Origin of the sequence: Citrobacter europaeus (assembly GCA_020099315.1) — a bacterium.
Classification (GTDB): domain Bacteria; phylum Pseudomonadota; class Gammaproteobacteria; order Enterobacterales; family Enterobacteriaceae; genus Citrobacter; species Citrobacter europaeus.
In genome coordinates this window covers 2,280,102-2,304,619 of the sequence record CP083650.1, presented here as the reverse complement: position 1 = coordinate 2,304,619, position 24,518 = coordinate 2,280,102, and the positions used below count along the sequence as shown (strand labels likewise).

General features: G+C 51.3%; 22 protein-coding genes. 9 read left to right on the top strand and 13 right to left on the bottom strand.

Going from position 1 to position 24,518, the window contains the following annotated elements; translation table 11 throughout:
• Window positions 1-142: 142 nt before the first annotated feature.
• Window positions 143-739 (bottom strand): tellurite resistance methyltransferase TehB, encoded by a 597-nt coding sequence (tehB, locus tag LA337_10905; GenBank protein ID UBI18154.1) that lies wholly within the window; start codon window positions 737-739, stop codon window positions 143-145.
• Window positions 739-1,740 carry a dicarboxylate transporter/tellurite-resistance protein TehA gene (tehA, locus tag LA337_10900; protein UBI18153.1) on the bottom strand — a complete coding sequence of 334 codons (1,002 nt, stop codon included), beginning with the start codon at window positions 1,738-1,740 and terminating at the stop codon, window positions 739-741. The genes tehB and tehA overlap by 1 nt, the downstream gene beginning before the upstream one ends.
• 113 nt (window positions 1,741-1,853) lie before the next feature.
• Here tehA and ydcK point away from each other — a divergent pair, with 113 nt between their 5' ends.
• Entirely contained in the window at window positions 1,854-2,834 is a 981-nt protein-coding gene (gene ydcK, locus LA337_10895; GenBank protein UBI18152.1) for a YdcK family protein, read from the top strand.
• Here the strand turns inward: ydcK and rimL are convergent.
• The 5 genes from rimL to LA337_10870 all read right to left on the bottom strand — a co-directional run bounded on the left by rimL (window position 2,826) and on the right by LA337_10870 (window position 8,070).
• The gene (gene rimL, locus LA337_10890) at window positions 2,826-3,371 is read right to left on the bottom strand and encodes a 50S ribosomal protein L7/L12-serine acetyltransferase (protein ID UBI18151.1); all 546 of its coding nucleotides are present in this window, start codon (window positions 3,369-3,371) and stop codon (window positions 2,826-2,828) included. The genes ydcK and rimL overlap by 9 nt on opposite strands.
• Window positions 3,372-3,462: 91 nt before the next feature.
• Complete coding sequence (locus LA337_10885) at window positions 3,463-3,687, bottom strand: YdcH family protein (GenBank protein ID UBI18150.1); 225 nt, start codon at window positions 3,685-3,687, stop codon at window positions 3,463-3,465.
• Window positions 3,688-3,854: 167 nt separating this feature from the next.
• On the bottom strand, window positions 3,855-5,510 hold the full coding sequence (locus tag LA337_10880) for a glucan biosynthesis protein (GenBank protein ID UBI18149.1): 1,656 nt from the start codon (window positions 5,508-5,510) through the stop codon (window positions 3,855-3,857).
• A gap of 193 nt (window positions 5,511-5,703) precedes the next feature.
• Window positions 5,704-7,047 carry a VOC family protein gene (locus LA337_10875; GenBank protein ID UBI18148.1) on the bottom strand — a complete coding sequence of 448 codons (1,344 nt, stop codon included), beginning with the start codon at window positions 7,045-7,047 and terminating at the stop codon, window positions 5,704-5,706.
• A 120-nt stretch (window positions 7,048-7,167) separates the two neighbouring features.
• The gene (locus LA337_10870; protein ID UBI18147.1) at window positions 7,168-8,070 is read right to left on the bottom strand and encodes a manganese-dependent inorganic pyrophosphatase; all 903 of its coding nucleotides are present in this window, start codon (window positions 8,068-8,070) and stop codon (window positions 7,168-7,170) included.
• Between the two features lie 230 nt (window positions 8,071-8,300).
• On the opposite strand from LA337_10870, the gene pcaQ reads away from it, so the two are divergent.
• On the top strand, window positions 8,301-9,224 hold the full coding sequence (gene pcaQ / locus LA337_10865; GenBank protein ID UBI18146.1) for a pca operon transcription factor PcaQ: 924 nt from the start codon (window positions 8,301-8,303) through the stop codon (window positions 9,222-9,224).
• Window positions 9,225-9,264: 40 nt separating this feature from the next.
• Here pcaQ and LA337_10860 read toward each other — a convergent pair whose 3' ends face one another.
• The 3 genes from LA337_10860 to LA337_10850 all read right to left on the bottom strand — a co-directional run bounded on the left by LA337_10860 (window position 9,265) and on the right by LA337_10850 (window position 12,549).
• Complete coding sequence (locus tag LA337_10860) at window positions 9,265-10,953, bottom strand: methyl-accepting chemotaxis protein (GenBank protein ID UBI18145.1); 1,689 nt, start codon at window positions 10,951-10,953, stop codon at window positions 9,265-9,267.
• A gap of 169 nt (window positions 10,954-11,122) precedes the next feature.
• Window positions 11,123-12,241 carry an S-(hydroxymethyl)glutathione dehydrogenase/class III alcohol dehydrogenase gene (locus tag LA337_10855; protein ID UBI18144.1) on the bottom strand — a complete coding sequence of 373 codons (1,119 nt, stop codon included), beginning with the start codon at window positions 12,239-12,241 and terminating at the stop codon, window positions 11,123-11,125.
• 32 nt (window positions 12,242-12,273) lie between these two features.
• Window positions 12,274-12,549 carry a metal/formaldehyde-sensitive transcriptional repressor gene (locus LA337_10850; GenBank protein ID UBI18143.1) on the bottom strand — a complete coding sequence of 92 codons (276 nt, stop codon included), beginning with the start codon at window positions 12,547-12,549 and terminating at the stop codon, window positions 12,274-12,276.
• A gap of 354 nt (window positions 12,550-12,903) precedes the next feature.
• Between LA337_10850 and fdnG the strand changes: the two genes are divergently transcribed.
• From fdnG to fdnI, 3 genes are read left to right on the top strand one after another with little or no spacing between them, the layout of a single operon-like run.
• A complete protein-coding gene (gene fdnG, locus LA337_10845; protein UBI18142.1) occupies window positions 12,904-15,954 on the top strand; it encodes a formate dehydrogenase-N subunit alpha in 3,051 nt (1,016 codons plus the stop codon).
• A 12-nt stretch (window positions 15,955-15,966) separates the two neighbouring features.
• Window positions 15,967-16,854 (top strand): formate dehydrogenase subunit beta, encoded by an 888-nt coding sequence (gene fdxH, locus LA337_10840; GenBank protein UBI18141.1) that lies wholly within the window; start codon window positions 15,967-15,969, stop codon window positions 16,852-16,854.
• Window positions 16,847-17,500: a formate dehydrogenase-N subunit gamma gene (gene fdnI, locus LA337_10835; GenBank protein UBI18140.1), complete on the top strand. Its 654-nt coding sequence runs from the start codon at window positions 16,847-16,849 to the stop codon at window positions 17,498-17,500. The genes fdxH and fdnI overlap by 8 nt, the downstream gene beginning before the upstream one ends.
• 99 nt (window positions 17,501-17,599) lie before the next feature.
• Here fdnI and LA337_10830 read toward each other — a convergent pair whose 3' ends face one another.
• The 3 genes from LA337_10830 to cybB form a co-directional block, all read right to left on the bottom strand.
• Window positions 17,600-18,868: a Y-family DNA polymerase gene (locus LA337_10830; GenBank protein ID UBI18139.1), complete on the bottom strand. Its 1,269-nt coding sequence runs from the start codon at window positions 18,866-18,868 to the stop codon at window positions 17,600-17,602.
• A gap of 2 nt (window positions 18,869-18,870) precedes the next feature.
• Window positions 18,871-19,290, bottom strand: a complete 420-nt coding sequence (locus tag LA337_10825) for a translesion error-prone DNA polymerase V autoproteolytic subunit (protein UBI18138.1) — start codon at window positions 19,288-19,290, stop codon at window positions 18,871-18,873.
• Window positions 19,291-20,236: 946 nt separating this feature from the next.
• Window positions 20,237-20,767, bottom strand: a complete 531-nt coding sequence (cybB, locus tag LA337_10820) for a cytochrome b561 (GenBank protein UBI18137.1) — start codon at window positions 20,765-20,767, stop codon at window positions 20,237-20,239.
• 189 nt (window positions 20,768-20,956) lie between these two features.
• Here cybB and gap point away from each other — a divergent pair, with 189 nt between their 5' ends.
• From gap to LA337_10800, 4 genes are all read left to right on the top strand, one after another.
• Window positions 20,957-21,958, top strand: coding sequence for a type I glyceraldehyde-3-phosphate dehydrogenase (gap, locus tag LA337_10815; protein ID UBI18136.1), 1,002 nt, complete (start codon window positions 20,957-20,959; stop codon window positions 21,956-21,958).
• A gap of 304 nt (window positions 21,959-22,262) precedes the next feature.
• Window positions 22,263-22,955, top strand: coding sequence for a DUF1120 domain-containing protein (locus LA337_10810; GenBank protein ID UBI18135.1), 693 nt, complete (start codon window positions 22,263-22,265; stop codon window positions 22,953-22,955).
• A 73-nt stretch (window positions 22,956-23,028) separates the two neighbouring features.
• Entirely contained in the window at window positions 23,029-23,706 is a 678-nt protein-coding gene (locus LA337_10805; GenBank protein UBI18134.1) for a DUF1120 domain-containing protein, read from the top strand.
• A 102-nt stretch (window positions 23,707-23,808) separates the two neighbouring features.
• Window positions 23,809-24,513 (top strand): fimbria/pilus periplasmic chaperone, encoded by a 705-nt coding sequence (locus LA337_10800; protein UBI18133.1) that lies wholly within the window; start codon window positions 23,809-23,811, stop codon window positions 24,511-24,513.
• Window positions 24,514-24,518: the final 5 nt, after the last annotated feature.

Genomic DNA, 24,518 nt, shown 5'->3' with positions numbered 1-24,518 from the left:
TAGTTTTCGCAATGATGCCTAAAAAGGATAGCAAAACAGTTTCATTTTAGATGTACTAAAAATGGTAAGCACCGCACAATTTTATCTCTGCGCTCAGCACAAAAAATGCTGAACGCAGAAAGAGTTAACCCAGACGGGAGACTCAGGCAGTTTTACGTGCCAGCATTGTGGCAAAGCGCAGTTTAATTCGATTACCGTTTTCATCCGTACGATGAAGTTCGCCCACGTCTTCGTTATATTTCAGCAGATCCCACCCGTTGTAATAGTTGCGTAATTCTCCGGCTTTAAATGCGAACGGAAAACCAACGGTGCACGGGAAATCATCGGTATCCATCGCCGCAACGATTAAGTTATATCCACCCGGTTTCGTGCAACGTTGCATATTTTCAATAAGGCCAGGGATAGTTTTGGCTTCAAGGAACATCAGCACAACGGTAGACAGAATAAAATCATATTCGCCATCAAAGCGTAATGCGTTGAGGTCCGCAACATTCGCCTGCAGATTAGTCAGCCCTTCAGCGGCTTTGATCCTTTCAAGATTAGCGATGCTCATGGGGTTTTTATCCCATGCTGTCACGTCATAACCGTTTGCCGCAAGGTACAGGCTGTTACGACCGTTACCGCAGCCCAGATCCAACGTTTTTCCCGGTTTTACAATTTTTGCCGCTTCAACGACATCGGAATGTGTACGGGTTAAATCGTATTTCTCAGTAAAGTAGTTTTCGTCGCAAAGGGTCATTATTTATCCTCAGATTTCAGTAATGCAGTACGCTCCGTGCGGATGAGCAGTTTTCCCTGCATCAGCAATGCAAACGTACGTACCAGTAATAATGCAATGATAAAATTGGTAAAAATAAACAGTGGGATCGACAGCGTATGAAAAAATCCCGAATCGCTTCCGTGCCCCAGGTGCAGCCCTGTTGTCGCCAAAGCCGACACGCCAAACGAGAAGCTCCAGAAAGACGCATTAAATGGCTGTGACAAATACCACGGCATAAGGCGTAGCATGAACAGAAGTTGCAGCAAACCATAGCCGAACAGCATTTTAGCTAACGTATCGCCCTCGCCGCCGTTGACGCTAAGCCAGGCGCTGCAAGCGACCAGCGCAGGCGCCAGTTGAATGCCAAGTGAGGTTCGTAAAACCGCAGGCAGCTCGCCGCAGCTACGTAAACGTTGCAGAATCACTGGCTCCAGGCTGAGCCAGGAAAATACCCCTGCGCCCAAAAACACCAATCCTGCATCATTGAAACCAAGCGCTCCACAGGCCATTGCGCTGATAAAGTTATTGGCGACAGTTGGCAGATACAGACCCGGAGTGGTGGCTTCCTCTGGATGCGCACCGCGCCATAACCCTGCCGTTTGCCAGGCCGCGTATGCCAGCTGTATCACCACCCCAATGCTGAACAATCCAATTGCCAGTGGTCGATACCATGGGACAAAACCAATCGCTACCAACATCGTGGTGGCCGGAAACAGACTGACAAAGCTACTCATCACTGGGTGACGAATTTCCGCCAATACGCTATGCGGAAAACGCAGTAAACGGCTCAGAAAGGCTAGCGTCAGCAGCCCCCAAATGACCATGGCGAGAATCACTAAACCGTCGCCAATCCGGTGGCTCACTGGCCACACCTGACTGGCATAACGCCACGCGAATCCCATCCCGATGATGCCCAGTACCATGCCAAAATAACCGGCCGGAAGATTGAGGACCCGCTCACTCTGTTTGCTCTTACTCATTTTGTTTATTTTTTAAAGTATATTTGAAATGCATTTTATGGAATTTCCGCTGATTTAGCCAGTGCGGAAAACTTTGCTACGTTTAACTAAGGTGCGCCACACGGAAATGAGCTATGACCAAATATCGTCTGGGCGATGAGCCTCGTTCCTTTAGTTACCAGGATAATGGCAATAAAAAAAGCGTATTACTACGCCAAATCATTGCGCTCACTGATTTTAGTGATGTCCTGGCCGGTACACCGGGCGGCTGGATTGATGACGAATGCGTATTGTCGCAAAGCGGCGACTGCTGGATTTACGATGAAAACGCGCTCGCGTTTGCCGGGGCGACGATTACAGGAAACGCCCGCATTACCCAGTCAAGCGTAATCAGAGATGGCGCGCAGATTAGCGATGCCGTGTGGATTGACCGGGCTGAAATCAGCCACAACGCGCAAATACGTGACAACGTCACCATTCAGGATTCGGTGGTTCGCGGTGAGTGCCTTCTCTTCGGTGATGCGCGCGTTATGTGTGGCTCTGAAATCATCGCCGCCAGGGGGCTAACCCGTGAACGCGACCAGCTTCTGCAAATTTACGAACGGGCCACCGTCAGTCATTCTCGGGTGGTTCATCAGGCGCAGATCTATGGCGATGCGCAAATCAACTATGCGTTTATCGAACATCGGGCGGAAGTTTTTGAGTTCGCCCGGGTGGAAGGTAATGAAGAGAATAATGTCTGGATTTGCGATTGCGCCAAAGTCTACGGCCATGCGCGCGTCGTCGCCGGAACCGGAGAAGACGCTATTCCTACCCTGCGCTACAGCTCGCAGGTGGCGGAGCACGCGGTGGTTGAAGGTAACTGCGTGCTGAAACACCATGTGCTGGTCGGCGGTCACGCGCATTTACGCGGTGGGCCGCTCCAGCTTGATGGTCATATCCTGATTGAAGGTCACGCCTGCGTGCAGGGCGAAGTGCTGATCGAGCATCATATTGAAATAACCGGCCAGGCGCACATTGAAGCGTTTGATGGCGATGCTATTCATCTGCGCGGGCCGAAGGTGATCAACGGTGAGCAGCGCATTACGCGCACACCTATCGCAGGCTTATTCTGAGGGACCATCAATGATGCGGGCATACAGATTCACATCATGGTAATCACCGTTAAGGAACTCCGCCTGTTGCATACACCCTTCCAGTTGGAAGCCATTGCGCAGCGCCACCTGGTTGCTCTCAACGTTCTCCACACGACATTTAATCACAAAGCGGCGGATCTCCTGACGCTGTGCAAAATGATGAATCAATGCCTGTAACGCCAGGGTCATGATGCCTTTTCCCTGCTGCTCCTTATCCAGCCAGTAGCCAATATAAGCCGCTTTGTTCAGCGGTTCTATCTGGTTAAACGAGATGACGCCCACCACAGTTTGTTGCGCAAAAATAAGGAACATTTTGGCGTAACCGCGCTGGTGCAGCATCATATTGCCCTGCACGTTCTTGCGGGTGTCTTCCTCAGAGGCAACAAACTGCGGCCAGTTCAGCGACTGCTGGAGCCAGGTTTTATTTTTAAGCACCAACTGATGCAGAGGTGTGACGTGTTGCTCTTCTACGGCACGCAGTTCTAACGTGTCATTGATGGTAATCACTTCTGACATTTTCATTCCGTTATGCTGGTTAATCTCATTAAATAAAAACAGGAAGGGCTTCCCTTTTGGAAGCCCTTTTACACAGCAAGTGCCGTTTTGCTTAGCTCTCGCTGACACTCTCTTTTTGCAATATTTTGAGCAGATCTTCCTTCAGGTGGAGTTTCTGTTTCTTAAGGCGAACAATGTCCAAACTATACCCCCGACCATCCGAACCTTCCAGTCTGGAGATCTCATGATCAAGGCTGTTGTGTTTTTCGAATAAGGACAGAAAGCGAGGGTTCTCGGTTTTCAGTCGGGAAATAAGGTCTCTGTATTCTGGAAACATACTTTCTCCCTGTTAGTGGACAAGAATGTGTATAAGAAATACACACCCACAGAGTACCCATTTGGCATACAGAAAAATGCGAACAGGATCGAGTAAATAGTGTACAGAGTCGTTATGAGGAGGATTGCAGATACGGCTCCCCATCTGGAGAGCCGTAAAGGAAGTGATTAACGCATCTCGCGGTCGTCAACGTACTGACGTTTATCCGGCGCTGGCGGGAAGTACTGATACAGCCAGGTTTCGCTGATGGCGTCGCCCTGACAACGCAGGAACATACGCATATCTACCGGATCGGTTGAGTCAGAGGTCGGATACCAGTCAAACTGAATGCGATAACCGTCGATAGGTTCCACGTAGAGGATCTCAATCTGTTTCGCTTCACCGCTGGAGAGCGTAATTACCGGTTCAATACCCTTCGGCGCAGCCGCTTTCAGGTCGCCGCCGACGAAATCAACGGCAAAACGACGCGCCCATTTTTCCGGGTAGTGCTCGCCCGGCGCCCATCCTTCCGGGAAACCGCCCATGCCAGTCCGGGTCGCCATCACGCGAGCCAACGGCGAACGCACCGGCGGCTGAGCGCTCCAGTACAGGCGATATTTGAATTCCAGCTCATCGCCGGCTTTGATCTTCTTATCCGGCTGCCAGAAGCAGACGACGTTATCCAGCGTTTCACCGGTCGTTGGGATCTCCATCAGGCCGATGGTCCCTTTGCCCCACTGGTTACGCGGTTCGACCCACAGGCTTGGACGTTTGTTATACCAGCCCATAATGTCCTGGTAATGGGAGAAGTCGCGATCGAGCTGCAGCAAGCCAAACCCTTTCGGGTTGTTATCGGTATAGGCGTTGAACTGCAGTTTTTGCGGGTTATTCAGCGGGCGGCAGATCCACTCGCCGTTGCCCCGCCACATCGCCAGACGATCGGAGTCATGAATTTGCGGGTGAATAGTGTCGCACATCCGACGTTCATTATTGCCGCAGCTGAACATGCTGGTCATCGGCGCAATGCCGAGCTGCTTGATGTCTTTACGCGCGTAAATATGGTTTTGTACATCCATGATCACCTGCGTTTTCTCGCAGTGGATCACAAACTTGAATGCGCCCGTTACGCTAGGGCTGTCGAGAAGCGCATACACGGTAAAGGAGGTTGCGCCCGGTTTAACCGTTTCGAACCAGAAAGAGGTGAAATCAGGAAACTCTTCTTTGCTGTCGGTGTAGGTATCTACCGCCAGACCGCGGGCCGATAAACCGTACTGGTAGGTGTCATCCACGGCGCGGAAATAGCTGGCGCCCAGGAAAGAAACGACATCGCGGCGAGCCAGTTCTGGCGCTTTAAACACGCGGAATCCGGCGAATCCGAGGTCAGTCTGCCCTTCCAGCTGTTTGGTATCCACACCCGCATCGTTGTATTTAAACAGTTCCGGACGGAAGTGAATTTCACGCGCCATATGCGTAGTGCCATCAACCGAGAACATGCGTACACGGCGACGGAAGCCCATTCCCACATGGAAGAACTGTGCATCAAGCTGACGATTTTCAACGTTGTTCCACAGAGACTGCTCTGCGTCATATTGAATGCTGTTGTAGGCCTGCGGCGTCAGTTTCGCCAGCGTGTCCGGTAACGCGCGCGGTGCGCCGCCCCAGGGCTTCTGTGCTAAGTCATGGGCCATCGATTGCAGAACGGAAAAATCAAAACGTACGGTTTTTCCGTCTGCAATGTCAGACTCTGCCGCAAAGGCGGCGCGGGAAAAGAGTGATGCAATACCACTGGTTCCGCACACGGCGGCCACTGCCATTGAACCTTTAATAAATCGTCTGCGATTCATGCCTGAAAGTGAGTCCTTCTGGTCGTGTAAATGGTCCCGCGCCGGTCAAAATCAGCGGCAAGAGAGTGCACATTTCTGACCGCTCACTCTAGACAAAATTCATTAATAATCCAATTGTTGGTCGCCGATTATCTGTACAAAATCGAAAATATTTTATGTCGATGGGAACAGATCGAATCCCATGTAAATTCCATTAAAGTAAACCACACCGACGTTTACTTCGATCTTGCGCCTCCTGATACAGCGCGAACTCATCATAAACCGCGCACCCCAATGCCTGTTCAAACGCGTCGCGGCTGGAATTCCCGTGGCTGCGAGCCTGAGTTTCATTCCCCAGATTAGACTGGAAAATTCCCGCGGCGCTCACCGGTAAAAAATCTTCGTAGGTGATGGGTTGCGCAACCAGCCAGCCCCGTTCAATGAGCGGCTGCGGGTCGTCATCCGGGCGAATCGCCTGCCGATGCGCTTCGCCTGATGGCGTCAGACGATAGCGGAACCAGGCGAGTCCCTGCTGGCGCAGCAGGAATTCGCTGTCCGGGAAGGCTTTGAACACCTCCTGAAGATGTAGCTGGTGTGTCAGGTTGTCTTTTCCCGTTCCCGCGTTATTCAGCAACTCGTCGTACAACGCTCTGCCTTTCGGCGTCAGGGCCACGCCGCGCTGTTCGATCTCGCCAAAACGCGCCGTGTGAGTGCCGCGCATTTCTCCGGCAAACAACACCGGTTCTTCCAGCGCTTTGAAACTGGTCTGACGTAATAAAATCGGCACCTCGCGGCGCGGCGGCCCTTCAATCAATATTTTCGGCTCAATGCCGCATTCCGGCATCATTGACTGTACCCGGTCAATATCCAGCGTACGCGGCGTCAGGTGGTTGATATGACAACCGGGGAAACACACCACATCGGCAATCAGCCGGTGTTCGTTGTGTAATGCGTGATAGGTCGCTTCATCGACCGTGGCATGCTGATGCCAGCGAAAAGTTTCCAGCGCCTCATGCACAAACTCCTGCGCCTGCTCAGGCGTAAAACTGCCCTGCGCATCAAACTCATCCAGCAGTGCATGACAACGCCGGGTGAAAATGTCGCGTTTTGCGAGGATCTCCGCGGCCTTCTGCCGCAGCGCGGCGTTTTCGATTAATTCGAGTCGTAATAACGAGGTGAATACCCGAAACGGGTTGCGCGAAAGCGACGCATCGTCGATGGGACGAAAAGCGGTGGAATGTACAGGCACGCCGGCCTGGGAGAGATCGTAATAACTCACCGGATACATGCCCATAATGGCAAACATCCGGCGCAGCGTAGAAAGTTCTTGCGCAGTACCCACCCGAATAGCGCCGTGGCGCTCAACGTTGAGTCGGGCCAGCTCATCTGCATTAGCCAGTTTTTCATGCAGAGTGGGATTATTTTCCAGTACCGCCAGATTCACATCAGCGACAAGTTCCAGCAACGTGCCATATTGCGGGACTTCCTGCTGGTACATTGCTGACATTGCCTGCGAAAATTGTTCCCGAATCTCATCTGCCGTGATGGTGTTCGCCATAATGTCATGTCTCCAGTGAATATTACCTGGAGTGTAGAGAACGCCGCTGACTCCGGTGGGAAGAATTTACAAAGTGTGACCCCGCGTAAACTTCCCACCTATACAGACGGCGAACAAAACCTACTGGCGTGGTTTTAAATGACTTTCCAGCCAGGGCAGCATCTGTTTTTTACGGCTGAGCATACCTTCAACTTTGCAGGGCTGCGGGATGTCTGCGAGCTCAGAACCGGCGAACCACAAGCTGGTGTCGCCCAGATTAATATCGGTGAGCATCAGTACCACCAGCGCAGCATTCTTTTCCTCTGCATAGCGCGCCATTTCCAGACGAAGATCGGCCAGCACGGCATCCACCTGTTGCAGCGCATACAGTTCAAGCTGCGCCACACAGACCGAATGTCCATGGATAGTGAAAGTTTTAATGTCTTTGTGCAGAAGTTCGCGGGCGCTCATCCCATCCACGCTGGTTTTGGCAGACAGCAGGTCGCGACTAAAAGCGTCAAGGTCCACACCGGTTTTTTGGGCCAGCTCATCCACGGCCAGGCGATCGTCGGAGGTGGTCGTTGGCGAACGAAGCGTGACAGTGTCACTCAACGCGGCGCCCAGCAGTAAAACGGCCTCAGCGGCAGACAGCTGGTTACGCTCATCTTCCGTCATCAGTTGCCATAACAGCGTCGCGCTGCTGCCGACGGGCTTCACCCACACTTCTGGCGGCAGGCGAGTCACTAATCCACCGAGTCGGTGATGATCGATAATTCCCACCACGTTACTTTCTGCCAGCGATTCCGGCCCCTGGGCCGGCTCGGTAAAATCGACCAGCCAGACATCACTATCGGTCAGTTCGAACGTCAGCCGTTCAGGCATTTCCAGCCCCGCATGCTCAAAAATAAATTGCGTTTCGCGGTTCGGTTCGCCCAGACGCCATGCCGTCGCCTGTTGGCCACGTAAAGTAAGCCAACGCGCCGTCATGGCAGCAGTACAAATGGCATCGCTGTCGGGGTTAAGGTGCCCTATTACATGTATCATTAATCAGTGCCTTGTGAAGAGAATGGTTCAAAAGCAAACAATACCTACAGTATATCGACCTGGCCCATTCCCTTCCATGATCCCATCCCCCAGCAACGCTGTACAAAACATAAGCAAAACAAATTAGTTGTAAGTAAAACATGATAAATGTTAATAATATTTTGCTATCAGGTTATCAGAAACGAACAACTTCACTTGTCACCGATACGGCTCTGTTTTTAACATCGCTTATGGAAAAAAATGTTCTGTTCAATCAGCGCATTCGCTTGCGCCACCTTCATACTTTTGTCGCCGTTGCACAGCAGGGAACGTTGGGGCGCGCGGCTGAGACCCTTAACCTGAGCCAACCGGCCCTCTCCAAAACGCTAAATGAACTGGAGCAACTGACCGGTACCCGGCTCTTTGAGCGTGGCCGCCTCGGTGCACAGTTAACGCTGCCCGGAGAGCAGTTTCTTACCCACGCAGTAAGAGTGCTGGATGCGCTTAACACCGCCGGGCAAGCGTTAAACCAGCGTGAAGAGTCGCAGACTGATGTCGTACGGGTTGGCGCCTTACCCACCGCGGCTCTGGGCATCCTGCCGGCGGTCATTGGCCCGTTTCATAAGCAGCAAATGGAAACCACGCTGCAGGTTGCCACCATGAGTAATCCCATGATCCTGGCGGGTTTAAAGTCAGGGGAAATTGACCTCGGCATTGGCCGTATGGCCGATCCGGAATTGATGGTCGGTCTGAACTACGAATTATTGTTTCTGGAATCGCTCAAACTGGTTGTGCGCCCTAACCACCCGTTGTTGCAAGAAACCATTACGCTGAGCCGGGTCATGGAGTGGCCGGTGGTGGTTTCACCAAAAGGAACCGCGCCTCGCCAGCACGCAGAGGCATTGTTGCAAAGTCAGGGCTGTAAAATGCCGCCTGGCTGTATTGAAACGCTGTCAGCATCGCTCTCCCGCCAACTGACAGTTGATTACGACTATGTATGGTTTGTCCCTTCAGGCGCGGTTAGAGAAGATTTACGCCAGGCGACGCTGGTGTCATTACCGATTCCCACCCACGGTGCGGGTGAACCCATCGGGATTCTTACCCGGGTCGATGTGCAACTCTCTCAGGCCGCGCAGATCCTTATCGCCGCAATACGTAAAACCGTACCGTTTTGATGCCAAAAATAAAGGGACCAGATGGTCCCTTTATTTATTGTTAAAACGTTTCCCAGTTATCGCCGCTGGCCGTTGCCGCCTGCGGACGAGAATGATCCGCAGTAGTGGTCACCGGAGCGCGTTTAATTGCGCTTGTCCCGGTTAACCGGAATGTGCCAACGGCTTGTGTTAAGCGTGCCGCCTGCTCTTCAAGAGAGGCTGCCGCAGCCGATGCTTCTTCAACCAGCGAGGCATTTTGCTGCGTAACCTTATCCATTTCTGATATCGCCTGGCTCACCTGTACGATACCCCGGCTCTGCTCATCAGAGGCTGCCGCAATTTCCAGCATGATGTCGGTGACGCGTTTTACTGCATCGACAATATCCGTCATCGTATTGCCCGCCGCGACGACTTCTCCGGAGCCCTGGTCAATCAGTCGGACCGATTCGCTGATCAATCCTTCAATCTCTTTTGCCGCCTGAGCGCTGCGGCTTGCCAGCGTACGTACTTCACTGGCAACGACGGCAAACCCGCGCCCCTGCTCTCCTGCTCGCGCCGCTTCGACCGCTGCGTTCAGCGCCAGAATATTGGTCTGGAAAGCAATGCTGTTAATCACGGCGGTGATTTCGGAGATTTTCTTCGAACTCGTTGAGATATTGCCCATGGTTTTCACCACACCAGAGACCATCTGACCACCCCGGCTGGCCTTGCCGGAAGCATCTTCCGCCAGCTTGCTCGCATGATGCGCGTTGTCGGCGTTTTGCTTCACCGTGGCCGTCAGCTCTTCCATGCTGGCCGCCGTTTGTTCAATCGCCGCGGCCTGTTGTTCGGTACGTGAAGACAGATCAGTGTTCCCTGCCGAAATCTCACTGGTACCGCGATAAATTTCTTCCGCCCCCTGACGTACAGTGCCCACCGTTTTCCCAAGCGATCGTTGCATTGTCTGCAGATGGCGGCTCAGGCGACCAATTTCGCTGCGCCCGGTCGGTTCCTCCTGCATGGTCAAATCCCCTGCGGAAATTTGCTCAATACGCAGGGCTGCGCGCAGCAGAGGATGAATGACGGTACGACGCAGAACAATGAACGTCATTACGGTCAGCGCCAGCGCAAGAACGAATGCACCCAGCATAAAAGCCATGCCGAGCTGTGTACGTTGGTGCGCCTGTTCGCTTAACTGGTTCGCCCTTGCGGTACGAATGTCGATCGCTTTTAACAACACCTTGTTGTAAGCAGAGTCCAGCGGTCTGGCCTGTTCATTTTCATGATTGATGATCGCTTCAAACATACCGTTTTTAGCGTACTTCAACATAGGCTGTAAGCCGTCGGTATAGGCTTTGAAGCTGGCGCTCAGTTCAGCATCTAACGCTTCATCGGCAGAGGTTTTTACCGCGCGTGACATATAAGCATTGAAACCGTCCTGCGACTGCTTAATCCGTTTTTCTGCCTCGGCAATATTGGCCTTCATGTCATCCATTTCGGCAATACGGCTCGCCGCGCCGGCGTGGATCATGTTGATACGTGCGGTGCGTAAATGGTTAGAGCTGTTAGATAACCCCATCCTGACCTGAATCTCATCGGTCACGTCGCGCTGATCGCGATCGGCCTGCATAAGAAAATAGCTTGCCAGTCCGGAACTTAAGGCGAACAGCAGAAGGATGCCACCGAGAATGGAGGAAAACAGCGGAACCAGCCGGATTTGATGCAGAAAGCCCAGTTTATTCTGGGCTTGCATCGATGTAGTGTTGTCCATGACCGTCGACTCTCTTGTAGGGTTTATGCGTGAAAACACGCCCGTTAGATAGTCATCGGCAATCCGGGAAGTTTACTTACCGTGAAAAGCGCCGGATTCGTCACACTTTCACAACATAATTCTAAAAAATTCAGGAAAGTGCCAGCGGTGAAATCCGCTGGCCAATGAATCAGTTATCGCCAAAGTGGATAACGGTACGGATGGACTTACCCTGATGCATTAACTCAAACGCTTCGTTAATCTGCTCCAGCGGTAAACGGTGGGTAATAAAGGGATCCAACTGAATTTTCCCGCTCATAGCTTCTTCAACCATGCCTGGGAGCTGGGTACGGCCTTTCACGCCGCCAAACGCAGAACCGCGCCAGACGCGCCCGGTTACCAACTGGAACGGACGCGTTTTGATCTCTTGCCCTGCTCCCGCCACGCCAATGATGATGCTTTCGCCCCATCCTTTATGGCAGCATTCCAGCGCCGCGCGCATCACGTTAACGTTACCGATGCATTCAAAGCTAAAGTCCACGCCGCCGTCGGTAAGCTCGACAATCACATCCTGAATCGGTTTGTCGTAATCCTTCGGGTTGATGAAATCGGTCGCGCCCATTTCACCTGCCAGCTTAAATTTTTCCGGATTGGTATCAACGGCCAGAATACGCCCGGCTTTCGCCTGCACCGCGCCCTGAATGACCGCCAGACCAATACCGCCCAGACCGAATACGGCTACGGTATCGCCTTCTTTCACTTTTGCGGTGTTATGGACCGCTCCAATACCGGTGGTCACGCCACAACCCAGCAGACACACTTTGTCCAGCGGAGCCTGCGGGTTAACCTTCGCCAGAGAGATCTCCGCACAAACGGTGTATTCGCTGAAGGTACTGGTGCCCATATAGTGATAAATCGGCTCACCGTTGTACGAGAAGCGCGTTGTGCCATCCGGCATCAAACCTTTGCCCTGGGTCGCGCGTACGGCCTGACACAGGTTAGTTTTACCCGATTTACAGAACTTACACTCGCCACATTCAGCGGTGTACAGCGGGATCACATGATCGCCCGGTTTCAGGCTGGTGACGCCTTCTCCCACTTCAACCACAATACCGCCACCTTCGTGGCCAAGTACCGCCGGGAACACACCTTCCGGATCGTCGCCGGAGAGCGTGAAAGCGTCAGTATGACACACGCCGGTGTGGGTAATTTTAACCAGCACTTCACCTTTCTTTGGTGGTGCGACGTCGATTTCGACAATTTTTAACGGTTGGCCGGGGCCGAATGCAACTGCTGCACGTGATTTCATTTGTCTCTTCCCATTATTGCGAGGTGATGGTGTTATTTTAGATAAGCACGCAGAAGATGGCCGATTTCAGCCATACGCACGGCACGCTGGTCTGGCGTCGTTTCCCCGCTGACCAGTTCGTCTTTCAGGTGGATCTCAACCATTTCGCCCATCAGGCCATTGGATGCGCCGCGCACGGCGGCAATTTGCTGCAGGATAGCCAGGCACGGTTCGCCGGACTCCAGCGCGCGCTCAAGCGCATCAACCTGACCGCGAATACGGCGTACACGGGTGAGAATGCGCTTTTTATCTTCAGGTGAATGCGGCATACGCCCTCCTAATACTATAGGGGGGTATACTATCAGATTTGTTATTTAGCTGTAAAATATATGATTTATTAAATATCAATGAGTTAGTTTAAACGTTTAGTAACCCTCTTCCACTCTCCAGTTTTGTCATAAGTGGATTCGAAGGCATTTGATATTGTCAGGTCCTGAATACACCATTCATCGAACGTATCGGCAACCAACCTGACATGATCAATTTTTTACTAATCTATATTCTAGGCTAACAGCACTAATACTCTCTCACGTCAATAACCACTAAAAGTTAATGGTTTATAAAACAATTTAACCTTACAATAACCATCCTTTTTCATGTCTTAAGTTTAAGCAGGAGAAAAAATGGAGCTCAGCCGGAGGCAGTTCTTTCGAATCTGTGCGGGCGGTATGGCAGGAACAACTGTTGCATCTCTCGGATTCTTATCATCTTTTTCCGTTCACGCGGAAACCCGTCAATATAAACTCTTAAAAGCAAAAGAGACGCGTAATAACTGTACGTACTGCTCAGTAGGCTGCGGCATGCTGATGTACAGCCTTGGCGATACAGCCAAAAACGTCAAAGAAAGTATCTACCATATTGAGGGCGATCCGGATCATCCGGTGAGCCGTGGATCGTTGTGCCCGAAAGGCGCTGGTGTGCTGGATTATATTCATAGTGAAACGCGTCTGCAGTATCCCGAATATCGCGCACCGGGTTCGGATAAATGGCAACGTATTAGTTGGGACGATGCGATTAACCGTATTGCCCGACTCATGAAAGATGACCGCGATGCCAACTTTATTGAGAAAAACGCCCAGGGCGTTACCGTCAACCGCTGGCCCACTACAGGCATGCTATGTTCTTCAGCGGCAAGCAATGAAACCGGGATCCTCGACGGTAAATTTACTCGGGGATTAGGGATGGTCGCTATCGACTGTCAGGCACGATTATGTCATGGCCCCACCGTTGCTGCTCTTGCACCAACTTTTGGGCGTGGCGCAATGACCAACAACTGGGTCGATATCAAAAACGCCAACGTAGTGCTTATTATGGGTGGCAATGCCGCTGAGGCGCACCCGGTAGGTTTTAAATGGGTGGTCGAAGCGCAAACTAAAAACGACGCCACCGTGGTGGTGGTCGACCCGCGCTTTAACCGTAGCGCCGCAGTCGCTGATTTGTACGCACCAATTCGCGCTGGTTCCGACACCGCATTCCTGCTAGGCGTGATCCGCTATCTGCTGAAAAACGACCGAGTACAGCACGACTATGTTCGTCATTACACTAACGCCAGTCTGATTATCCGTGATGACTATCAGTTCCATGACGGCTTGTTTAGCGGCTACGACGATAAGAAACGTCAATATGATAAGTCGAGCTGGTTTTATCAGCTTGATGAGCAGGGTTACGCCCTGCGTGATGACTCGCTAAACCACCCACTTTGCGTGTTGAATCTGTTGAAAGCCCATGTCGAACGCTATACGCCCGAAATGGTTAACCGCTTGTGTGGGACCTCATTGGCAGACTTCAATCGTATCTGCGAAATTCTCGCCAGCACCAGTGTGCCTGACCGCACTGCAACTATCCTTTACGCTTTGGGTTGGACTCACCACTCCGCCGGAGCGCAAATTATTCGCGCCGCCGGTATGCTCCAATTACTGCTGGGCAACATAGGCATGGCGGGCGGTGGCGTTAACGCCCTACGTGGCCACTCCAATATTCAGGGCTATACCGATCTTGGCCTGTTATCGACGAACCTGCCGGGTTATATGCCGCTACCATCGGAAAAACAGCCAGACTACCAGACCTATATTTCTCAAATCACGCCGCCTGCGCTAGGCGTGAATGAGGTCAACTACTGGCAAAATACGCCGAAGTTCTTTGTTAGCATGATGAAAAGTTTCTGGGGCGATCGCGCAACCGCGAAAAATAACTGGGGTTACGACTGGCTGCCTAAATGGGATCGCCTGTATGACGTAATGACTCAGGCCGAATTGATGCTTGAAGGGAAAATTAATGGTTACATCGTTCAGGGATTTAATCCGCTGGCGGCGTTTCCCGATAAAAACAAATCATCCCGCTCGCTTTCAAAACTGAAATATATGGTGGTTATCGATCCCCTGGTCACTGAGTCTTCCAATTTTTGGCAGAATCATGGCGAAATGAATGATGTGAAACCGGCAGATATTCAGACCGAAGTTTTCCGTCTGCCCTCTTCCTGCTTTGCTGAGGAAAACGGCTCAATTGCTAACTCCGGGCGTTGGTTACAGTGGCACTGGGCGGCAGCAGAACCACCTGGGGAAGCCTTACATGACGGGAAGATCCTTGGCCGCCTGTTTATGCGGCTGCGCGAGCTATATCAGCAAGAAGGCGGCGCGAATCCACAGCCCTTGTTGAATATTGCCTGGAATTATAAAGATCCCTACGACCCGCACCCGGAAGAGATTGCGCGTGAAGCAAATGGCCAGGCACTTGAAGACCTTTATGATGACAAAGGCCAGCTTATTGCCAAAAAAGGCCAGCAGCTCAGCAGTTTTGCACAGCTGCGCGATGACGGTTCGACCAGCAGTTTCTGCTGGGTTTACTGCGGAAGCTGGACCGAGCAGGGTAACCAGATGGCCAATCGCGACAACAGCGATCCGTATGGTCTGGGCTGCACACCGGGCTGGGCGTGGTCCTGGCCTGCCAACCGCCGTATTCTCTACAACCGCGCTTCGGCCGATCCATCAGGAAAACCATGGGATCCAAAACGCGCCCTGCTGCACTGGGATGGCAAAAAATGGGCCGGTATGGACGTAGCCGACTACGGCCAGGCCGCACCGGGCAGCAACGTTGGTCCGTTTATCATGAACCCGGAAGGCGTAGCGCGTCTGTTCTCCATCGACAAAATGAACGACGGGCCATTCCCGGAACATTACGAACCCATTGAGTCGCCTATTGGTACCAACCCGCTACACCCGGATGTTGTATCCAGCCCGGTTGCACGTATTTACCATGACGATATCGCCAATATGGGTAAAGCGGATGCCTTCCCGTACGTCGCCACAACTTACTCTATTACCGAACTGTTCCGCCACTGGACCAAACATGCACTGCTCAACGCCATCGCTCAACCCGATCAATTCATCGAAATCGGTGAGGCGCTAGCGAGCGAAAAAGGCATTGCGGCAGGTGATACAGTGAAAGTGACGTCGAAACGCGGCTTTATCAAAGCAAAGGCGGTAGTCACTAAACGTCTACAAACGCTGATGATAGATGGTAAGCAGGTCGATACTATCGGTATCCCTTGTCACTGGGGCTTTGAAGGTGCTACGCGCAAAGGGTTCCTCGCTAATACCTTAACGCCATCGGTGGGTGATGCCAACTCGCAAACACCGGAATATAAAGCGTTTCTGGTCAACATCGAGCGAGCGTAAGGAAGGGAACTCATGACAATGCAATCACAAGATATTATTAAACGCTCGGCGACGAACAGTATCACGCCACCGCCCCAGGCGCGGGATTACCGTGCTGAAGTGGCGAAACTGATTGATGTCACCACCTGTATTGGCTGTAAAGGCTGTCAGGTGGCCTGCTCAGAGTGGAACGATATTCGCGATGAAGTAGGCTACTGCAACGGCGTCTACGACAATCCGACCGATCTCAGTGCTAAGTCCTGGACGGTAATGCGCTTTAGCGAAACCACCCAGAACGACAAGCTGGAATGGCTTATCCGCAAAGACGGCTGCATGCACTGTGCCGACCCGGGATGCCTGAAAGCCTGTCCATCCGCCGGAGCAATCATTCAGTACGCCAACGGGATTGTCGACTTTCAGTCAGAGCACTGCATTGGCTGCGGCTACTGCATTGCTGGCTGCCCGTTCAATATTCCACGGCTTAATCCTGAAGATAACCGGGTCTACAAATGTACGCTGTGCGTCGACCGGGTCAGCGTAGGTCAGGAACCTGCCTGTGTGAAAACCTGTCCGACCGGCGCCATCCAGTTTGGGACTAAAAAAGAGATGCTGAACGCGGCGGATACTCGCGTTATGCAGCTGAAAAAACGCGGCTATGCCAATGCGGGCGTCTACAACCCGCAAGGGGTCGGCGGCACTCACGTGATGTATGTGCTTCATCACGCGGACCAGCCGTCGCTGTACCACAACCTACCGGACGATCCAACGATCGCCGCGCCGGTGAATCTGTGGAAGGGGATCCTAAAACCGCTCTCCGCCGCTGGATTTATCGCCACCTTTGCCGGGTTGATTTACCACTACGTGGGCGTCGGGCCAAACAAAGAGACGGATGATGATGAAGAGGAGAACGGTCATGAGTAAACGCAAAATGATTCTGCGCACCAAATTCATCGACCGGGCCTGTCACTGGACGGTGGTGATAAGCTTCTTCCTTGTGTCGCTTTCCGGTATTGCGCTGTTCTTCCCGACGCTGCAATGGCTCACCGAAACCTTCGGTACGCCGCAAATGGGGCGAATTTTACATCCGTTTTTCGGGGTGATGATTTTCGTCGTGCTGATGTTTATGTTCGTCCGTTTCGTACATCACAATATTCCCGATAAACAGGATCTCCCCTGGATTAAAGGGATCGTTGAGGTACTTAAAGGCAATGAGCACAAAGTTGCTGATGTTGGAAAGTATAACGCAGGTCAGAAAATGATGTTCTGGAGTATCATGAGCCTGATTCTGGTATTGCTGGTTACCGGCGTTATTATCTGGCGGCCCTACTTTGCCCATTACTTCTCAATTACCATAGTTCGCTGGAGTTTGTTAATCCATGCGACAGCAGCAATTGTGCTAATCCACGCCATACTGATTCATATGTACATGGCGTTCTGGGTGAAAGGTTCAATTAAAGGCATGATCGAAGGGAAAGTGAGTCGACGTTGGGCGAAGAAACACCATCCTCGCTGGTATCGAGAGGTTGAACTTAATGAAAAAGAAACGCAGGAATTAGGGCCTAAATAAAATCAATAAGACCGCTATTATTTAGCGGTCTTATTCTCTTAATTGCCCAATGATATGCTACGGCGCTGCGTGACCTGAGTATGGAGCTGATAACAAACCCTACCCCACGCGCAATAAATCACTGTATCTCGTGGTATAACGCGGCGAAAGCATATCCCGCTTCATCGCCCACGGTTGCTGTATACCTTGCCCGGCAAAATAGAGCGTTCCTTTACCTTTTTCCGCATTAAGCGTATCCAGTACGTCCATCAGTTTATCGCTGTTACGCCGCGGCGCGTTGTCATCAAAAAGATTAAGCTGCGCAACGCCAGAGCTAAAAAAGTCTCCCAGCATGACCCCGGCTTTTTGATAACGCCGCCCCTCTCGCCATATTGCGTCCAGGCTGCGCGTGGCTGCAGCAATAATTTCCCGACTGTCCTGAGTTGGCGTCAGCAGTTTTATCGACGCGCTGTTACCGTAATAAGGTTCATTCAAAACAAACGGACTGGTTTTGATAAACGCAGAGATAAACCGGCAATACTGGTGTTCTCTGCGCAGCTTTTCCGCCGCTCGTGAAGCATAAGTGCAAATTGCCTCTCTCATGGCGTTGTACTCGGTAAGTTTTTCACCGAACGATCTTGAGCAGATAATTTCCTGTTTAACTGGCGCAAACTCTTCCAGCGCCAGACAAGACTCACCGCGTAATTCCCGTACGGTGCGCTCGAGCACGACGTTGAAATGTTTGCGAATAAAGCGAATGTCGGTATCTGCCAGATCGAGGACCGTTTTAATGCCCATGGCGTCCAGTTTCTTACTGATACGGCGTCCAACACCCCAGACTTCATCAACCGGCAGTGCAGCCATCAGCTTACGCTGACGTTCAATATTGGAGAGATCCACGACTCCGCCGGTTTGTTCCTGCCACTTTTTGGCAGCATGGTTTGCCAGTTTGGCCAGCGTTTTGGTCTGGGCGATGCCGACCCCAACCGTGAGACGTGTTTTCTGTAAAATGGTTGCTCTGATTTCCCGACCAAAATCCGTAAGATCCCGACAGTTTCGCACGCCCGTTAAGTCACAAAAGGCTTCATCAATACTGTATATCTCCACGCGTGGAGACAACTCCTCCAGAATCGACATCACCCTGCTGCTCATATCCGCATACAGCTCGTAGTTCGAGCTAAAGCAGAACACGCCGTAGCGCCTGAACAGATCTTTCTGTTTGAAGTACGGAGCGCCCATATTAACGCCAAGAACCTTCGCTTCCGCGCTGCTGGCAATGACGCAACCATCGTTATTTGAAAGAACGACAACGGGTTTGCCCTTCAGATCGGGTCGGAATGCCGACTCACAGCTGGCATAAAATGAATTAACATCCACCAGAGCAAACATAATCACCCAGCCGCTTTAACGATAAATGTCACCACGCCAAATATATCCAGCGAGTCCTCGCTGCCGATCATGATCGGCGCGTAGGCGCTGTTCTCTGGTTTCAGCATCACCACCGGATGTAATTGCAGGCGTTTAACGGTGAACTCGCCCTCAATAGCGGCAATAACGATATCTCCGTGAGTGGGCTTTCTGGCACTGTCGACAATCAGCAGATCGCCCTCACCAATCCCTGCTCCTGTCATGGATTCACCAGATGATTTTACAAAATAGGTTGCGCTGGGATGGCGCACCAGCAGGTCATTGAGATCGATTCGTTTCTCAACGTAGTCCTGCGCCGGAGAAGGAAAGCCACAGGGTACAACGTCTCTGAATAGCGGTAAGCATTTGATTTCGCGGTGTTGCGCAGGCTGGAAAAACAACATAATAATCTGCCTCTTATTTACTGTATTTATATACAGTAGTTTTAATGAGCGCAGCAATCAAGTGACGTGAGTGGCGAACTGAGCGTTGTTTAGCCATCTCGTCGGTAAGCTTTTATCGCATCTGGAAAAATAATTTCTGTTTTATTCGGCAAAGGAAGACGTTCATTTAGCCGGAACGATAAGGACGGTATTGGCGTAGGTAATAAATATGCTATTTCAGGGAAAGGGTTCCGTTCACCTCAGCCGTATCGCTTCTCTGTACACTGAACGCCAGTGAACGTGTTAAGGGTGCTATCGCCGCACCCTTAACAATCCCGGCTCCCGGCGGGAAAATTGCCACTTCGTGGAATATTCGCCCCATCCCTGGGGCTCACCCCTTCGGGGCCAGCGTAAGCGCTGTTCAAAATTGCTCCCGGCAATTTTGTCCTCCGCTTATTCCTTCAGGCTTCCGGGCCGGGCGCGATGAAGCGTCCTTGCAAAGCGCGCCCTGAACCCGCATCCCTGCGGGTTCTCCCGGCCTTACGGAAACACGTCGGCAATTTTCAGCCGGGCCAGCCCACACCTCACTATCTGCGTTTTTGGTCTGAACAGCAAAACAGATTTAACTGGAAGTCAGAGCGTTGAAGCAATGACTCCGGTCCGGCTGAAAATCGATGAGTCGTTGACGGCTGACCGGGTCTGCCCGCAGGGATGCGGGCAGAGGGGACGGCCTACAGGGACGCAGGCTCGGCCCCGACCCGACAGGCAGACGGCATAAGACGAATAACTCGCGCAGCGACGATTTTCCCGCCGGGAGCCTGGGATGCAAGGGAGGCGGCGGTGAGCCTCCCTTGCACGTTCACGGGTATCTGTGCTTTAGAAAAGTGATACGGCTGAGGTGAACGGAACCCTGATCAAGAATCACATGTTCAACCTGAACGACATTGCGCGCTTGCGGGGCGTTACGTCAGGAACGCTTACGCGGCATCATGCGCAACAGCGTATTGTCCTTCCAGAAATAGTGGTGCATCAGGGCCGCGGCGGCATGCAGGGCAATAACAAAATAACCCAGATTTGCCAGCGTCACGTGCCAGGACTTCAGCATGTCCACTAAATCAAAGTTGGCCTCTGCCGCATGCGGCATAACGATGCCGAATGCAATCCACGGGTTACCCCGGTTGTACATCATCACCAGCCCAATAATCGGCAGAACAATAAACAACAGATAGATAACCAGATGCCCCAGATGCGCCATTCCGGTCATCATCGGCTTCGGTTTTGGCACAATCGGCGGAGCCGGGTATTTCAGCCTGACCAGCAGACGCACCACCATCAGCGTTAAAATAGTGATACCGCAGGAGACGTGCACCATGTTGAACAAGGGGCGATAGCTGCGCGGGAAAAATCCGCGAAACTCCATGGCGCTGTACGCCACGATAACCAACAAAAAGACCAGCCAATGAATACCAATTTGCAGGCCAGAATACTTATTCCCCATAACACTTCCTGAATAAAAACAATAATGCGTCAACATAACGGGCTTTTGTTAAAAATTCATTAACTTTTGTTCACCCATTTTCAGTCGCTTACGCTTAACCGCAAGAACAGCTATTGCCCTGAATGCCTGTCTGAACTAAGCCTGGTAGGGAAAATATGTCGTACCGCCCCATCCTGACAGGAGAAAACCATGAGTAAAATTGGCATTAACGGTTTTGGTCGTATCGGTCGTCTGGTATTGCGTCGGCTACTGGAAGTCAAAAGCAGCGTGGAGGTTGTCGCCATTAATGACCTCACCTCGCCCAAAATTCTCGCCTATCTGTTAAAACACGATTCAAACTACGGGCCGTTTCCCTGGAGCGTCGACTTTACCGAAGACGCGCTGATTGTCGATGGCAAAAAGATCGCCGTTTACGCGGAAAAAGAGGCCAAAAACATTCCGTGGAAAACCACTGGCGCTGAGATAATCATCGAATGCACCGGTTTTTATACCTCGACAGAAAAAGCCAACGCGCACCTGGATGCTGGGGCCAAAAAAGTCCTGATATCCGCCCCTGCCGGCGATATGAAGACGATCGTCTTTAACGTCAACGACGACACTATGGAGGCGAACGATCGGATTATTTCAGTGGCGTCGTGCACCACCAACTGCCTGGCGCCGATGGTAAAAGCGCTGCACGACAGCTTCGGTATTCAGCTTGGCACCATGACCACCATTCACGCCTACACGGGGACACAGTCGCTGGTTGATGGCCCACGCGGGAAAGATCTGCGCGCCTCACGCGCGGCGGCGGAGAACATCATTCCCCATACCACCGGAGCCGCCAAAGCCATTGGTCTGGTCATTCCGGCATTGAGCGGAAAATTAAAAGGCCACGCCCAGCGTGTGCCGGTGAAAACCGGATCCGTCACCGAGCTGGTATCCGTGTTGGGTAAAAAAGTCACCGCTGAAGAGGTTAACAACGCGCTGAAAAAAGCCACGCAAAATAATGAATCATTTGGTTATACCGACGAAGAAATTGTCTCGTCAGATGTCATTGGCTCGCATTTCGGTTCGGTATTTGATGCAACGCAAACCGAAATTACCGAAGTGGGCGATCTGCAACTGGTAAAAACCGTCGCCTGGTATGATAACGAATACGGTTTTGTCACCCAACTTATTCGTACGCTGGATAAGTTTATCAAGATCTAGCTGGTTAATTACATCCGGTTACTCAATTCTGCGTTGAGTAACCGTTATGTAGTCATTGGCATCATGACGGTTCACCTTTTCTCTGTCATTATTGTGTTTCGCTACATAAGCAAAAAAAATCCACGCCATAAATATATTCACATCCAAAATGTTAAAATATGTAAATTTGATATTTAATTTTACTTAATTGCCAGTATCGCCTTCCCCAATATATTATGAATTCGGTTTATACATTGAGTTCATACATAAACTATTAAGATATCCAGAGATTATCTCAGCGATAACATTTGTTAAGGATTAACAATTGAAAAAGACACTTCTTCTTACTGCGCTATCACTGTGCACAGCATCTGCATTTGCCGCAGATCAGACCGTATTGCAAGTCCAGGGCGTGTTAACAAACTCTGCCTGTACGCCAGAAATCGGCGGTGGCGCAACTATCGACTACGGCACAATTCACTTGAGTGCGCTTTCCGCAGTGGACAATAATCAGTTGGGCGCTAAAGAAACCAATCTGGTCATTAACTGCCCGGCGCCAACGCAACTGGGTTTTCAGGTTTCCGATGACCGTACTGACAGCGTGGCGGGTATTATGATTGAAAACGCGGCAACGGATGGTGGAGTAATTGGTGCCTCACCTCTCATATTTGGCGTAGGTAAAACGACCAACGGCGTCAATATTGGCAACTATAGCATCCGTGCAGCATCGGAAACGGTCACTGCTGACGGAGCCTCCGCAACGCTGCTCGTTCGTTACGGCCATGGCGGCGTTAATACATGGAGAAGCATGATGACGTCAGTGAGTTACAAAACAACGTTCGCGCATAACGAATATGAATACACCGTTGGCAAGTTTGGTACCATCGAACCACTGGCATTCACCACGGTGACTATACCGCTGGTTACCACGCTGGCAATTCAAAATACAGCAACGCTGGCAATTACTGACGATACCAATATGGATGGTCAGGCGACGTTTACCATGTTTTATCTGTAATTACGTTATTTAACTAATTCATCTGAGCATAAATCTTAAATAACGTCTGTATTTTAATGTTAAGGATTAACAAATGAAAAAACTGCTTCTTGCGACGGCACTTTCCCTGTGCGTGACTTCCGCTTTTGCAGCAGACCCGACTGCCGTATTAAAAGTGAAAGGATTACTGACTAACAGTGCCTGCACTCCCACGCTGAGCAATAGCGGTGTCGTTAACTATGGCACTATTCGCCTGGGATCTCTGTCTGCATCGGATGTCAATCAGTTGGGTCAGAAAGATATTGATTTGACCATTACTTGCGCCTCCGCCACCAAAGTGTCCTGGAATATGGTCGATGACCGCGCGGACACGCGTGCGGATATCACGGTGAATGACGCTACCTTTACCGGCGGCACCTATCTCGGCAGTGCGCAGAGCTACGGCGTAGGGTTAACCGGCGGCAACGTTAAAATTGGCGCTTACACCCTGTTTGTTAAAACCAGCGGCGTCGTTGCTGATACCAACACAGTTGATACGATTTATCAGCAAAATAAAACCGGCGACTGGACGAAAAGCGCTGATGGCGCGACCCAGGGTAGCAACGTACGTGACATCACCGTTGCAACTACGGGTACCACCGAGCCGCTGGCGTTCCTGAGCGCAACATTCCCGCTGGTGACATCTCTGGCGATTCAGGATACCGCGACCCTCGCAATTACTGACGATACCAACCTCAATGGTCAGGTAACCATCAGCCTGCGTTATCTGTAATTTAGCCTGGCGATCGCACCAAGAGTAAACGGATCCCGTTTACTCTTTTTTCAGGCATCACGCTAAACATGGAATGTTATTTTTATCAAGGAGATACGATTTATGTTATTCAAAAACACCACGCTCAACGCTGTTCTGGCGAGTGCTTTATTGATATCGCAGGCACCGGCCTTCGCGGCTGGCATGGTCCCCGAAACCAGCCTGCTGGTGATCGACGAAGCCACCCACAGCGGAACCATCAATATCAAGAACACGGACGACCATCCATCACTGCTGTATACCAATGTGATAGATATAAAGGACGATCAGGGGTTAAAACTTATTGTGACGCAACCTGTTGTTCGTCTTGAACCACAACAAACACAGCAACTGCGTTTTATTTTACAAAGCAATGAACCGCTGGATGTTGAACATTATAAGCGCGTCACATTTGAAGGAATACCGCCGAAAAGCGATGATAATCGGATTAAAATCGGCATCAATATTCGCCAGGATATTCCCGTACTGATTCGCCCGGCCAGGCTTGCGGTTGTTACCGATGCGTGGAAATATCTGGAATGGCGTCAGTCTGGTAAAACAGTTACTTTATCCAACCCCAGTAAATATGTAGTCAGACTGGCGCAAAATGCCGTTTTCTTACCATCAAAAACGACGACTGACATTGGCAAAACACATATTCTGCCCGGCGAGTCCATCACTCTGACGCTAAGTAAAGACACTGGTGGTGATAAACAAGTCAAATTCTTCCCTGCCAGTCGCTATGGAGTAGAAGTTCCAAGCTTTATTGCTGAATTAAACCATAAATAATAAGA